This window comes from Paenibacillus sp. HB172176 (genome assembly GCF_011947265.1).
Lineage (GTDB): Bacteria > Bacillota > Bacilli > Paenibacillales > Paenibacillaceae > Pristimantibacillus.
This window is the reverse complement of record NZ_JAATHD010000008.1, coordinates 1-14236: the sequence shown is the minus strand read 5'-3', so window position 1 is coordinate 14236 and position 14236 is coordinate 1. Positions and strand designations below refer to the sequence as shown.

The 14236-nt window shown below is 53.2% G+C and carries 10 protein-coding genes and 1 riboswitch; of the genes, 6 read left to right on the top strand and 4 right to left on the bottom strand.

Annotated features, from left to right (window positions below):
- Nucleotides 1-26: 26 nt before the first annotated feature.
- Entirely contained in the window at nt 27-3551 is a 3525-nt protein-coding gene (gene zapA, locus HFP08_RS12545) for a cell division protein ZapA (protein WP_168120950.1), read from the top strand.
- A 297-nt stretch (nt 3552-3848) separates the two neighbouring features.
- Here zapA and HFP08_RS12540 read toward each other — a convergent pair whose 3' ends face one another.
- The 3 genes from HFP08_RS12540 to HFP08_RS12530 all read right to left on the bottom strand — a co-directional run bounded on the left by HFP08_RS12540 (nt 3849) and on the right by HFP08_RS12530 (nt 6527).
- Complete coding sequence (locus HFP08_RS12540) at nt 3849-4232, bottom strand: DoxX family protein (protein ID WP_168120949.1); 384 nt, start codon at nt 4230-4232, stop codon at nt 3849-3851.
- A 78-nt stretch (nt 4233-4310) separates the two neighbouring features.
- The gene (locus HFP08_RS12535) at nt 4311-5195 is read right to left on the bottom strand and encodes an RNA polymerase sigma-70 factor (protein ID WP_481856568.1); all 885 of its coding nucleotides are present in this window, start codon (nt 5193-5195) and stop codon (nt 4311-4313) included.
- Nucleotides 5196-5225: 30 nt separating this feature from the next.
- Nucleotides 5226-6527 (bottom strand): phytoene desaturase family protein, encoded by a 1302-nt coding sequence (locus tag HFP08_RS12530; RefSeq protein ID WP_168120948.1) that lies wholly within the window; start codon nt 6525-6527, stop codon nt 5226-5228.
- A 402-nt stretch (nt 6528-6929) separates the two neighbouring features.
- Between HFP08_RS12530 and HFP08_RS12525 the strand changes: the two genes are divergently transcribed.
- Entirely contained in the window at nt 6930-7118 is a 189-nt protein-coding gene (locus HFP08_RS12525; RefSeq protein WP_168120947.1) for a hypothetical protein, read from the top strand.
- 69 nt (nt 7119-7187) lie between these two features.
- Here the strand turns inward: HFP08_RS12525 and HFP08_RS12520 are convergent, their stop codons facing one another.
- Nucleotides 7188-8093: a LysR family transcriptional regulator gene (locus HFP08_RS12520; protein WP_240941333.1), complete on the bottom strand. Its 906-nt coding sequence runs from the start codon at nt 8091-8093 to the stop codon at nt 7188-7190.
- Nucleotides 8094-8189: 96 nt separating this feature from the next.
- Between HFP08_RS12520 and aroA the strand changes: the two genes are divergently transcribed.
- From aroA to HFP08_RS12500, 4 genes are all read left to right on the top strand, one after another.
- Nucleotides 8190-9575: a 3-phosphoshikimate 1-carboxyvinyltransferase gene (gene aroA / locus HFP08_RS12515; RefSeq protein WP_240941332.1), complete on the top strand. Its 1386-nt coding sequence runs from the start codon at nt 8190-8192 to the stop codon at nt 9573-9575.
- A 30-nt stretch (nt 9576-9605) separates the two neighbouring features.
- Entirely contained in the window at nt 9606-10694 is a 1089-nt protein-coding gene (gene aroC / locus HFP08_RS12510) for a chorismate synthase (protein ID WP_168120946.1), read from the top strand.
- A 155-nt stretch (nt 10695-10849) separates the two neighbouring features.
- Nucleotides 10850-12553: an arginine--tRNA ligase gene (argS, locus tag HFP08_RS12505; protein ID WP_168121126.1), complete on the top strand. Its 1704-nt coding sequence runs from the start codon at nt 10850-10852 to the stop codon at nt 12551-12553.
- A 64-nt stretch (nt 12554-12617) separates the two neighbouring features.
- Nucleotides 12618-12696, top strand: a riboswitch (ZMP/ZTP riboswitch).
- Between the two features lie 58 nt (nt 12697-12754).
- Nucleotides 12755-13606 carry a bifunctional 5,10-methylenetetrahydrofolate dehydrogenase/5,10-methenyltetrahydrofolate cyclohydrolase gene (locus tag HFP08_RS12500; protein ID WP_168120945.1) on the top strand — a complete coding sequence of 284 codons (852 nt, stop codon included), beginning with the start codon at nt 12755-12757 and terminating at the stop codon, nt 13604-13606.
- Nucleotides 13607-14236: the final 630 nt, after the last annotated feature.

Genomic DNA, 14236 nt, shown 5'->3' with positions numbered 1-14236 from the left:
TGGAAACGATGGGAGGATAACACTTCATGGACGCTGAACAAGTTGTGGTAACTGTTGATATATATGGGGTTCAATACAAGCTAAAAGGCGATTCAAATGTAGAATATATGAAGAAAGTGGCAAGCTCGCTCGATGAAAGCATGAAGAAGCTGGCGAAGAGCTATCCACAGCTGGATTATCATAAGGTTGCCGTGCTCTGCGCGATGCAGGTGACGGAGGAGGTATTCGGGCTGCGGCGCGAGAATTCGCGACTGCTCGAGGAAGAAGCGAAGCTCATCCTGATCAAAAGCAAGCTGGAGCAGGAGGAGCAGCGGACGGAGAAGCTGAAGTCCGAGCTCGAGCAAAATCATCAAGCGTCCCGGCAAAGGATGGAGGAGCTGAAGGCGGCATCCGAGAAGGAGCTTGCGGAATTGCTGGCGTTATTGGACGAGCAGAAGCAGGCGGAGCAAGCGGCCGCTGCCGAGGCGAGCGCTGCCCACGCGCAAAGCTTGGCCGATTCGAAGCGGAAGCATGAGGAGGACCTGGCTAGGTTCAGGGAGAGTCTCACGGCCAAGATGGAAGCGGCGCTCGCCGCGCAGGGCAGCGAGAAGGATGCTGTCATTGCCGCGCTTCAGGAGGAGAAGAAGCAGGCGGTAGAGAAGCTGACCACGGAGAAAAATCAGATTGCGGATGTGCTTACTCGCGAGAAGAATCAAATCGCGGCGAGGTTGACGGAAGAGAAGGAGCTGGCAGTTGCCGAGCTTGTGGAAGAGAGGGAACAGGCCGTTGCCAATCTGATCGGAGAGAAGGAGCAAGAGGTTGCCGAACTAACCGAGCAGATGGAGCGTGTGGTCGCTAGCTTAACCACGGAGAAGGAACAAATCGAGAGCCGGCTTAAGACGGAGAAAGAGCAAGCGATTTCGAATCTTACGCAGGAGCAGGAGCGGCAGCTTGAAGCGTTGCGGCTGGAGAGCGGGAAAGCGTTGGAGGAGCTGTCGAGCGCCAAGGAGCAGGAACTCGCCGCTATGAAGGCGGAGCTTGAGGAGAAGAGCAAATCTCAGCTCGGAGAGCGGGAAGCGTATTGGCAAGCTGAGCTCAAAAAGCTTGAGGAAGCGGGGCGGGCCGATCTCGAACGACGCCGGAACGGCTGGCTGGAGGAACGGACGAAGCTGTTGTCGCAGCTGGAAGAGTCAAGAAATCAGCAGCAGGCCGATAAGGAAGCGATGGAGCTGCGACTGGCGGCTGCGGATGAACAGATTCTGCAAGCGCTTGAGCAGGACGAGTCGTTGCGTAATGAATTGTCGCAGCTGCAGCAAGAGAATATGGATTATGGCGGGAAGCTGGAGGAGGCGCAGCAATTCGCCAAGGAGCTGTCTGATGATCTGAACAGGCGGAAGACGACTTATCAGGAGTCGATGCAGAAGCAAGCCGCCGAGCATGCGGCAGAGCTGGAGAAATTGCGAGCAGCCCATGCCGAGGAGATGAAGGGCAAGCTGGATGAGCATTATTTTGAGCTGAATCAGTTGAATGAGGAGCATGCTGTTGTCGTCAAGTCGTTAAATGATGAACATACGGAAGAGCTGAAGAAGCAAGAAGCGGCAATGGAGGAGAGCAAGCATCTGCTCGCTCATGAGCATAAGAAGATTCAGGAGGAGTTGAATGCGCGACTGCAGTCGCTTCAAGCCCGGATGGATGCGGCAAAGCGGGCTGAGCAAAGCTATGCGGATCAGTTGGAGCTGCTGGCTGCGAATGAACGGGAGCTTAAAGAAAAGCTTGCGTCCATGACGGTCAAGGAAGGCGAATTATCCGAACTGCTGGAGCATCAGTTGGTCAAGGAAAGCGAGCTGGAGCAGAGACTGGAGCTTCAAACCGGCCTGGAGAACGAGCTGCGGGAGATGCTGGAGCAGCGGAAGCTTGAAGAGGAAGAACGGGTCAGGCAACTAGAGTCTCAGCGGTCAAATGGTCAGGAGCTTGCGAAGCAGCTTGAAGCTCTGCGGTCGAAGGTGCGCGAGCTGACGGAGCAGCTCTCCAGTCAAAGGGCTAAGGAGCAAGAGCTTGAGAAGCAAGTGGAAGACGGGCTGATGACAGAGCTCGAATTGACGGAAGAACTGGAGAAGCTTCGCGGACAAGAGAAAGAGTGGCAGGAGCAACGAATCAGACTCGAAAAAGGCGGCCAGGAGCTTGAACGACAGCTTGAAGCTGAACGGACAAACGTCAGGGAGCTATCGGAGAAGCTGGCCTCCGAGCAGGCAACGTCTCTGGAGCTGTTGGAGCGGCTTGAAGCCGAGCAGACAAGAGCTCAGGAGCTGACCAGACAGCTTGAAGCCGAGCGGACAACAGCCGAAGAGCTTCTGGAGCAGCTAGACGCTGAGCAAGCAAGCTCGAAGAGCTTGTCGGAGCAGCTGGATTCCGAGCGTTTATCCTTGCGCGAGCTGTCCAAGGAGCTAGAGTCTGAGCGTTCATCCGCACGAGAGCTTTCAAAGGAGCTAGAGTCTGAGCGTTCATCCGCACGAGAGCTTTCAAAGGAGCTAGATTCCGAGCGCTCATCCGCGCAAGAGCTGTCGAAGCAGCTTGAGACCAGACAGTCGAAGGTGCTGGAGCTTGAGCATTTGCTAGAGGAGCAATTGATGGCGCAGTTGGAGCTGACCGAGCAGGTTGAAGCGCAGCTTGCTGAAGAAGAAGCTTGGAAGAAGCAACTGGCGAATCAGACCGCCCGAGAGCAAGAGCAAGTGAAGCAACTGGATGAACTTCAGGCGAGAGAGCGGCAGCTAGTGGAGCAGTTGGACGAGCTGCAATCGAGTGAGCGGGAATTAGTGAAGCAGTTGGATTCGTACAGGTTCAAGGAGCAAGAGCTGGAGGAGAGGCTGGATTCGCTCCAGTCGAAGGAGCTAGAGCTCGTCAGCGAACTGGATGAGCGGCGAGCGAAGGAACGTGAGCTGCAAGAGAAGCTCGAAGCTTCCTCGCAGCGGGAAGGCGAGCTGACATTCTTGTTGAATGATAGCGAAGCGAAGGAATCTGGCTTCGCGGCTCAATTGGCAGAGGCGCAGGAGAAAACTGCCGAGCTTGAAGCGCAGCTCGAAGAGGGGCATGCGAAGGAGCAGGAGTTGGAGAAGCGTCTTCAAGCCCAAAAGGATGAAGAATACGAATTGTCGCAGCAATTCGAATGGACGGCTGCCCGCGAACGAATTGCCGTCGGGCAGCTTCAAGAGTTGCTACAAGCGCAGGAGAAGCTGGAGAACGAGCTGCAAGAGCTGAAGAATGCATTGCTCGAAGCGGAAGAAGAGGCTCTACAGTATCGCCGAATGCAGGCCGAGCATGAAGAGCTGGAAGCAAGTCTTCGCGAGAAGATGGAGCTGGCGCTGCAAGAAGCTGCGGCGACAACGGTCGATGAGACGCAGTGGAGAGAGCAAATGAACAATTTGCAGCATGAGCGCGACGAAGCGACAAGAATCTCGTCCCGCTTATCCGAGGAGCATGCGGATTTGCTCGATGTGCATCGGAAGCTGTCTGTCGAATATTCGAAGCTTCAAACGGAGTTCAATGAATGGATCGAGCTTATTGAGCAAAGTTGAATAAGATGAATAAGATGAAGTGTCCATTACGGACGAAAGCCGCCCTTCGAGCAGATATTGCTGCTTGCGGGGCGGCTTTTTGACCATAGAAGAGTAGCATGGAGCAATGCTGCGAATGTGCAACAAAATGAACGCTGATGCGGTTATTTTGATAAGGATGTTGCATACATGCATCGACAAGGAAGCCAGGCCGTTCTGCAAAGGACAGTGTATTGCAAGACGGCGTCTTCATCTGTTCTCATCGTGCCGGCGGAGAGCAGACTGAGAGCGTCACAGAGTATCTTGCTTTGAGATCGGTCAGAGGATGAAGGACTCGGGTCCGAAGCGGCCCCACGCTATGAATGCTGCCAGCGCGAGATAGATCAGGTTCACCGCTACTAGTTTGCCTTCGCCGAGGCGGAGGTGGGTGATAATCGCGCCAATCATCACCACCATCCAGCAGACAGCAGTCACTGGAACTAGGATCGGCGCAGTGTCGACTACGGCGGGAAGAATCAGGCCTGCCGCAGCCAGAATTTCGAGTACTCCAATCGTCTTGACGAACCCGACGCTAACGTTTTTAACCCACCCTCCGCCATATTGCTCGGCCAGTTTCCACTTGGGGATGGATGTCTTGATGATACCGCCGGCCAAAGCGACTACGGCGAGCAATCCGGTTGCGATCCACAGTGCGAGGTTCATAAGGCTGTCCTCCATTTTCAAGTTTGATTCGTATAATAAATGATACCTTCTGTTTCTGTGTCAAGGCATTCATGCTCACTAATGCACATGTGTCAATTTATCAGGATTTGCAACAATGTAGAGATTAACGATTTTGCCGACCAGAACCTTGAATGAAATGACAGTCAACTTTTTTTCATCTATATATACGACGATTCCAGGCAGGCCATTTACGAGAGTGTTACGGTAAGTAAAGCTCCAAGGGAATTTTTTGAAATAAACCGCCATAATGCTGGAAATTCGTAGATGTCCATGAAGGGGCTGCGGCAGCACTTTTACTTTGCCGCCCCCATCTGTGAAGAGTACTGCGTCAGTCGATAGGCATTTCATGATTTGCGCTGCGTCACCTGAAGTAAGAGCAGACATGAATTGCTCTACCAAGCTGGCGGTTTGCTCACGATCTGAGTGTTCCAAATGATCCGGATCATGCTTTACACTAAGACTGCGTCTAGCTCGATGAAATATTTGCCGACAGTTAGCACTGCTCTTGCCGACGATGTCGGCAATTTCTTCATAATCGTATTGCATTGCCTCGCGCAGCAAGAATACGGCCCGCTCCACATAAGATAATTGCTGCAACAACAGCAAGTAAGCGGTCGATATCGCTTCCTTCTGCAAGTAGGATTGCATCGGATCCGTTTCATCACTCGCATCTGTCACGAGCGGTTCAGGAAGCCAGGTTCCGATATAGACTCCCCGCTGTTTGCTCGTAGAACGAAGCAGTTCGAGACAGCGGTTCGTTACGATTTTGCACATGTATGCTTTCATATTTTGAATGTGGTCTAAACCAGATTTATATACTGTCAAAAAGGTTTCCTGGACAATATCTTCCGCATCCATAACACTGCCCAGCATACGGTAAGCAAGGGAGAACAACAGTGGTTTGTACTCGGAATATAATTGTTCTGTTTCGATGTTTTCCAAGATGAATGACACCTGCTTTCTTCCTGTTACTCACACTACAATGGATTCCCTGTCAGACTTGCGGCCCGCCTCCTCCATATCCTTTAACACACACCGCGCCGCACGTCTTCCGCTTGCCGCCGCAGCATCGGACAGCAGCTCTCCGTGGCTGGCCCACTCTCCCGCCACATAAAGCCCTGCAATTTCAGGTACGGCTGGACCCGGAAATCGATCTTCCCTGCCTGCGTGCATATAGTCGTGGGCTACAACCATATTGGGGAGATACTGCCTTGCGAGAACTTCCTTCTTCCAGCCTGGTTGGATCAAGTCCATCATCTGTTCGAGGAATCGTTCGTCGGCTTTTGCATCCGTTCCACCAGTGCCATTATATTTAATAATGCTCACCACCGGAGTGCCAGCTTCGCTTAATCGAGTAAATTTCGATTGATTACTGAAGTATACGGGTTGATCCACACCCAAAACTGCAAATCGATTTGGTACTGGAAGCCGCTTCAAAGAAAGATCCAAACAAGCCGCCACGATTACACGAGCCTGTTCTTTCCAACGCAAAACTGATTTGCATCCCGCATCTCCCAAGAGCCGAGAGGTTACTGCAGGCGGGGTGGCGGAAATCACATGCGTGATGTCCATCTCCTTGCCGTCAGCAAACCTTATTTTACGAACAGCCCCATCATGCTCAATTTCGGTTACGTTTGTTCCTGTCATCATGGAGACGCCTGCCCGATCTGCCTGTGCGTAAAGCTGATCAACGATGGTTTGCCAGCCTCCCTGTACATAGACGATGCTATTGATTCTAGATGTGCGAGCTACATGACCTAGGACGGGACCGGCCAATTGGTGATCCGGGTCTTGTGTGAACGATCCTACCCTGAGCATTGCGTAGACGATATGACGAACCATCGGATCGTGAAGCTCTTGTTCAATCCAACTCCTCAGACTGATAACCGGCACTGAATCGGCATCGATTTTTACAAACTTGGCAAAAAACTTTAACAACTCCATTTTACCTGACCAGCTCAAGTTTTGAGAGAAAATAAATTTAAGCATAGGGGTGACCTTATTGTTCCATAGAACTGATAGGTTTGCCGAGGGAGATCCCCCTTCAATTCTTATCCCTAAAGCTTGAAAGATTTCATCCGCTGCCCCTCCCTTGACAATGGCATGAGGGCCAAGATTGAAACTGGCCCCGTTTTTCTTGACAGATATTGCCCGACCACCAAGCTGGCTCGCCTTCTCCATAAGGACAACAGACTTACCCGCCCGAGCCAACTCAATTGCTGCCACCAAGCCTGCAATCCCTCCACCAAGGACTGCCACATCAAATTGTTTCATCCACCATACCTTCCTTCGCCATTTAGTCTTTCATAATCTAAGATGGAGAATGGTGTGAATCTGTGACAGGATTCGTTGATCTTTTTTTGAGAAGTTTTCTAACTCCGGATATACATCGTTTTTGTCAAGAGACTATTGGTGGCGAATAGGCAGCCATCAATCCCTCCATCAGGATGAAACGGGATTTTCTACCCTATATGTTGCTACTAAAGCATGAATTTCGACTTGTACTGGAATTTCTCCAGCTTATTCCTTCAAGTACAGGCCAATGGGGCGAAAACCGAAATTTATGCTGGAGGTTTTCCAGCATATACGATAATCATCTCCAAAAACAAAAAATAAACAGGAGAAATTCCAGTAGATTCAAATAGAACCGTCGAGTTGCGACGGAAGCTACTGAAATTGCTGAAGCAGATGGAGCAGTTGAAGTACTTGAAATTGCTGGAGATGCCGAATTTACGCACCTCGTGCAGCTCCCAGCACTCGGTGCTTTGCTGCATGACGGGGGTCGGTCGACCACATGCTGCAAATGCTGAAGATGTTGAAATTGTTGAAGATGCCGAAGTTGCTGTAGTTGCTAAAGATGGATGAAGTTGAAGTTGTCGAAATTGCTGCAGTTGCTAAAGATGGATGAAGTTGAGGTTGCTTTAAGTTGGAGCGCTAACCCCTGCCCGGCTCGCCCAGCATAGCCACGAATTGCTCGGCCGCAAGCGAGAGCTTCCGCTCCTTACGAACGGCATAGCCGATGCTTCGCGGAGGCAGCTCATCCTGCAGACGAAGCTCGAACAGCTTGCCGTCCCTGACCTTCTCTTCCACGAAGGAGCGGGTGATGAACGCCGCGCCATAGCCAAGCTCGGCAAACTCCGCAAGCAACTCAACGCTCCCCAGCTCCATATCCGGCTTCACCTCCAGGCCATGACCGGCCATCCATCGCTCGACGAACTGCCGCGTGCTGCTTCCCGCAGAGAGGAGCAACAGCGGCAGCTTGTTCAGCTCGCCCGCTGACAGAGGAGAGTCGCCAGCCCGGCGCAACGCTTCTCCGACAACGAAGCAATCCTGCAGACTGACGAGTGCTTTCACGATTAACTGCGGCTCTTCGACTGGCAGATGAATGATGGCGCAATCAATCAGGCCTTCCTTGAGACGAGCGGTCAGATCGGGCGTCTTGCCATGCGAAAGCCGGATTCGAATGCCGGGATACTGCTGATGATAGCGATTCAAGTAAGGCAGCAGCAAATGCTTAATGAGCGAATCGCTTGCGCCAATGCGCAGCTCCCCGTCCGTCAAGGACTTCAGATCCTCCGCATGCCTCTCGGCGGCATGAAGCAGCGCGAAGGACTGCTCGACATAGGCGAGCAGCGAGCGGCCCTCGTCCGTCAGCTCCACTCCTTTGGACAGCCTTTGAAACAATACGACGCCCAGCGCTTCCTCAATTTGCTTAATGGCATAGCTGACGGAGGGCTGCGTAATATGCAGCTTTTGCGCGGCCTTTGTCAAATTTCGCTCTTGAGCGGTATGCAGAAAGATGCGGTACCATTCCAAATGAATGTTTTTGATATAGACCACCTCTATGACAGTTATCTGAAATCATGATTTCACTTATTCCATCCTCCTCATTATAATGTGAATATACGCTACATTCAATGAGATGAGGTGACAGAGTTGCATTTCAAACCATCCATTCCGGATAAACAAGCACGCTCGCCATGGGCTTCCCGGCAACGAAAAGCAGTCGCAATCGAATACGACCGCGCAAAGCCGTTCCATCATGCGATACGAATTCCCGGCAGCAAAAGCTTGACCAATCGCGCGTTGATCATGGCTGCCATGGCCGAAGGAATCACAAAACTCGACGGCATTCTGCGAAGCGATGATTCGTACTGGTGCATCGATTGTCTGACCAGGCTTGGCATCCCAATAAAGCTCGACGGCGATTCCGTACAGCTTGAAGGCTGCGGAGGCAGATGGCCGAATCGCAAGGGCTCGTTTTATGTGGGAGCGGCCGGAACAGCAGCCAGATTCCTGCCTCCTTCACTGGCTGCCGGAGAAGGTGAATGGTTGATATCAGGAAGCATGCGTCTGCAGGAGCGGCCGATGGCGCCGCTGTTGGGCGCACTATCAAGCCTTGGAGCGACCTTCGACTATTCGGGTCTCCCGAATAGCCTGCCTTTCAAGCTCACGGCTAACGGTTTACGAGGCGGAGAGGTAAGTATACCCGGCTCGACGTCCAGCCAGTTTCTGAGCGGACTGCTTATGGCGGCTCCTTATGCCAAGAAGCCGCTAACGATCCGGCTGGAGGATGAGCTCGTGCAGCAGGAATATGTCAGAATGACCATCGACATGATGGAAGCCTTCGGCATCGTTCCCAAGCTTTCTATTCAGGGAAACGCGATTGCCGGGATCGAAGTTCCGCAGGGCAGCTATCAAGGCCGGAGGCTTCAACTAGAGCCGGACATTTCGACCTGCGGCTATTTCTGGGCATTGGCGGCTTTGACGAACGGCCGAATAACAATCGACGGCCTTGCTATCGGAAGCACGAGACAGCCGGATAAGGAACTTCTTGCTATTTTGGAGAGGATGGGCTGCACAGTCGTTCGCGGCGACTCCTTCGTCGAGGTGCGGGGAACGGGCAAGCTCAAGGGAGGCTTCGTTCACAGCATGCGGGCATGCTCGGATCAATTGCTTACGGTTGCCGTGATGGCCGTGTTCGCGGATGCGCCGATTACCTTAACGGATGCGGCTCATATCCGCATGCATGAATGCGACCGGATCGCGGCCATATGCGCGGAATTGACGAAGCTAGGCATCCGGGCGGATGAGCATCAGGACGGGGTGACGGTATATCCCGGCACGCCGCAGGCTGCCTCGCTCGACACGCATGATGATCATCGAATGGCGATGGCGTTGTCGCTTTTATCTGCAAGAGTGTCCGGCATCCGTCTGATTGATCCAGGCTGCGTGTCCAAGACATGTCCGGATTATTTCGAACGGTTGCGAGAGCTGGGCTTTACGATGGTTTACGAGGATGAATTGGTTGAAGAGGATTAGATGATTTACGAGACATAGGAGGGGAAGCAAATGGCAGGAAATACATTCGGAGAGACCTTCCGAATTACGACCTTCGGAGAATCGCACGGCGAAGCGGTGGGCGTTATTGTCGACGGCGTAACGCCGGGCGTGGAGCTTGACGAAGCCTATGTGCAAGCGCAGATGAACCGCAGGAAGCCGGGACAATCCTCCGTTACGACGCCGCGGAAGGAATCGGATACGATTCATATCCTGTCCGGGCTGTTCGAGGGCAAGACGACAGGCACGCCGCTGTTCATTATGCTGCATAATCAGGATATGAGGCCGGAGGCGTACAGCGATATTCAGCATGCGTTCCGGCCGGGGCATGCCGATTACACCTACTTGCAGAAATACGGCATTCGGGATCATCGGGGCAGCGGCAGAGCCTCTGGCAGAGAGACGGCGGGGCGAGTGGCGGGAGGCGCGGTGGCGAGAAAGCTGCTTGAACGCCGGGGCGTGGAGGTAACGGCCTATACATGGGCTGTGGGAGGCATTGCTTGTCGCGTCTTCGACAAGACCGTTATCGAGCAAAATCCGGTCCGAGCCTGCGATTCGGAGGCCGCGGCCGAGATGGTGAAGAGAATTGAAAGCTTGGCCGAAGCGGGAGATAGCTGCGGCGGCATTGTGGAATGCCGCATCAGCGGGGCTCCGGCGGGTCTTGGCGAGCCGGTATTCGATAAGCTGGACGCGGAGCTTGCGAAGGCGATGCTGTCGATCGGCGCGGTGAAGGGCATTGAATTCGGCGAAGGCTTCGCGGCTGCTGCGATGCTCGGCAGCGAGCATAACGACGGCATGAGCAAGGAAGGCTTTCTCAGCAACCACGGAGGAGGCATCACGGGAGGCATCAGCACGGGTCAGGAAATTATTTTCCGTGTTGCGGTCAAGCCGACCTCCTCGATCTCGGTGGAGCAGCAGACGATTTCCGTTGCCGGCGAGGAGCGAAGCATACAGACGATTGGGAGGCATGATCCGTGCATCTGTCCGCGAATTGTTCCCGTAATCGAGGCGATGGCTTGCCTTGTGCTCGAGGATCATTTCAAACGCCAGGCTGCGATGTTGGACGGAGGCGCTAAAGGAAACGCTGGAATGTCGGAATAGATGAAGTGGCCCAATAGTTTGACAATTCGCCGCGAATTCTGTATAACTTCTTTAATGGATTCAGACAGTTAACGGAACGAGCGGGATACAGTTCTCGTCTCTTAAGGAGAGGCGGAGCTGTATTTTTGTTTCGTGGAGAGAAGGGGAAGAAGATGATTCAGTATAAAGCTTATTACGCGGCCAAAATAGCAAACAGACTCGGAATGCCCGCCGAAGACATTGCCGCGCTTATGGAATATCCCCAGGATGCGAAGCTTGGGGATCTGGCGTTGCCCTGCTTCAGACTGAGCAAGCAGCTTAAGAAGGCGCCTGGGCTGATTGCCGATGAGTTAAAGGAAGCCCTGGCGGACGATGAGCTTGCGAGAGCGGAATCCCAATCCGGCTATTTGAATTTATATTTCCATCGAGCCCGCTTTGCCGAAGAGGTGGTTCAAGAGGTTCTAAAGGCTGGCGAACAGTATGGCTCGCAGCGGATCGGCGAAGGGAAGACGGTCGTAATCGATTATTCCTCTCCCAATATCGCCAAGCCGTTCCATGTCGCGCATCTGAGATCCACGGTAATCGGCCACGCGCTCAACCGCATTCACAGCTTTCTGGGCTATCGCTGCGTAGGCGTGAATCATCTGGGCGATTGGGGCACGCAATTCGGCAAGCTGATCGTCGCTTACAAGCGCTGGGGCGAAGCAGCCGCAATTACGGAGCGCGGCATCGATGAATTGCTTCGCTTGTATGTAGCCTTTCATGAGGCGGCGGAGAAGGAGCCTGCTCTGGAGCAGGAAGCCCGCGCCTGGTTCGCGAAGCTGGAGCAAGGGGACCCTGAGGCTCTCAAGCTATGGAGATGGTTCGTCGATATCAGCCTTGCGGAGTTTCAGAAGATTTACGAGCTACTGAAGGTCTCCTTCGACTCCTATGCTGGTGAGAGCTTCTATAACGACAAGCTGCCCGAGGCGATAGAGGAGCTTCGCTCGAAAGGGCTGCTGGAGCAGGACGAGGGCGCATGGCTTGTCCGGCTGGATGCCTATGACATGCCTCCCGCTCTGATGCTGAAGCAGGACGGCAGCTCACTCTATCATACGCGGGACGTGGCGGCGGCTCTGTACCGGAAGCGGCATTATCAATTCGACAAAGTCATCTATGTGACCGACTATGCGCAAAATCTTCATTTTAAACAATGGTTCAAGGTTGTGGAGCTGATGGGTTACGAGTGGGCGGACGAGCTTTCACATGTGGCATTCGGCCGCGTCAGCATTGAAGGGAAGGGCTTGTCGACGCGGAAGGGCAACGTGATCAAGCTCGAGGAGCTGCTGACCCAGACGATCGGCAAAATCAGGGAGATTATCGAAGAGAGAAATCCCCATCTGCCGAACAAGGAGGAGGTTGCGCGTCAGGTTGGGGTCGGCGCGGTCATCTTCAATGATCTTAGCAATAATCGGATCAAGGATATCGACTTCAACTGGGAGAATGCGCTGAGCTTCGAGGGAGAGACGGGACCCTACGTGCAATATACGCATGCAAGGGCGTGCAGCGTGCTTGGCAAAGCGGGAGAAGCGGCTCATCCAGAGGAATTGGCCGCCTTCGATGCGTCCCTCTTGTCCACCGAGGAAGAAATGCGCGTGGTCAAAGCGCTGTATCTCTTCGAGGAGCGCGTCGAGCAAGCCATGCGCAAGCTGGAGCCGTCCATGATCGCCAGATATGCGGTCGATCTGGCGCAAGCCTTCAATCATTTCTACCATGCGTCGAAGGTGCTCTCCGAGGACAAGGCGCTGCAAAGGGCACGGCTTGCTCTTGTGCAGGCTGCCGCTATTACGCTGGAGAACGGGCTGCGGTTAATCGGAATCGAAGCGCCTCGGCAGATGTAAGAGAGTCAAGTGGAGAGAAGCTTGCGTAATAAATGTTCACAAGCGTTTCCTCCGTTGATATAATTAACGTATGTGTAACTGGCGGAGCGTGGATGACCACGAGGGAGCACATATTCATACAGCCGTACGCCTGGGCAGAGGGAAGGGAACTCGCGAAGTTCGCCTTGCCTCTTTTTTCATTCCAAAAAGGAGCTGATGAACATGCAGGAAGAGAAGTTGATTCTGGATGGCAAGAAGGTATCCGGGAGCATGAAGGAAGCGCTTGAGCCCCGGATAGCGCGGCTGGCGGAGGAGGGGATCGTCCCTTGTCTTGCGACTATACTGGTTGGAGATGATCCGGCTTCCGCGACTTATGTGCGAATGAAGGGCAACGCGTGCAAGAGGCTTGGCATTGAGTCGCTTCGCGTGGCATTGCCCGCATCGACGACAACCGGCGAGCTCATTGCCGAGATTAACAGGCTGAATGCGGATCCGGCCGTGCACGGCATTCTGCTGCAGCATCCCGTTCCGCATGCCATTGACGAGAGAGCGGCCTTTGACGCGATTGCGATCGACAAGGATGTGGACGGTGTCACTACGCTTGGTTATGCGCGAACGGCGTTCGGAACGGCAAGATTTCCCTCCTGCACGCCGGCGGCGATCCTGGCGATTCTGGATGCTTACAAGCTGCCCATCGAGGGCAAGCATGCGGTAGTGATCGGAAGAAGCCCTATTCTGGGCAAGCCGGTGTCGGCGATGCTGCTGAATCGTAACGCCACGGTTACAACCTGTCATTCGCGAACGGAGAATCTGCCGGATATCGTCAGGCTGGCCGATATCGTCGTCGCGGCGGTGGGGAAACCGAGCTTCGTGCAAGGCGATTGGATCAAGGAGGGAGCCGTAGTGCTGGATGCCGGCTATAACGAAGGAAATATCGGCGATGTGGACTACGACGCCTGTATCCGCAGAGCTTTCGCCATTACGCCCGTTCCCGCCGGGGTCGGTCCGGTGACGATCGCCACGCTGCTGAAGCATACGGTTGATGCCGCGGAATTCGCTGTATCGCTGGCATAATTCGTCAAGCGCCGATAAGCTGAATTTGCTTTGCTCAGCAAAGCCGCAGTTCGAACATTACAGAAAGCACTCAAAAAGCGATAAAATGTGGCTTTGATGGAGACAGATGTGGAGACGAGCGACAGGCGACAGGCGTGGAGACAGGCGAAGACAAGCGGAGACAAACGGAGCTCTAACGAAACTTGATAGCGTTATGAGCATAAAAAGGGATCCGATTCAAATCTAACGAAGATCTATCGTCTTATTTCATGGTTTCGGGCAGCAATCATGCTCGTTCGGATGAAATAACGATACCACTCTTCGTTAGATTCACGTAGGCCTGAGATTCAGGCGTCTAACGTTATGAGTCTTCGTTAGGCTCCTTCGATTCAATAAATAGAATTATTATAGGAGAGTATATAAATTTGCTCAGACTTTCTCTGTATGTTGCGAGAAACGCGTCGTCCTCTTATTAGGACGACGCGTTTCTTCTCATCACAATAGCGCCAGAATTTATAAGTTTTCGGGATACTTAAACTGAAAATTCATTTGGCGATAAAACATTCATGACGCCGCTCCGTCACCCCAATGTATGAAAATAACTGCTATTGCATGGCATGTGGTTTCCATGTTCTCAAATTCGTCAAGACT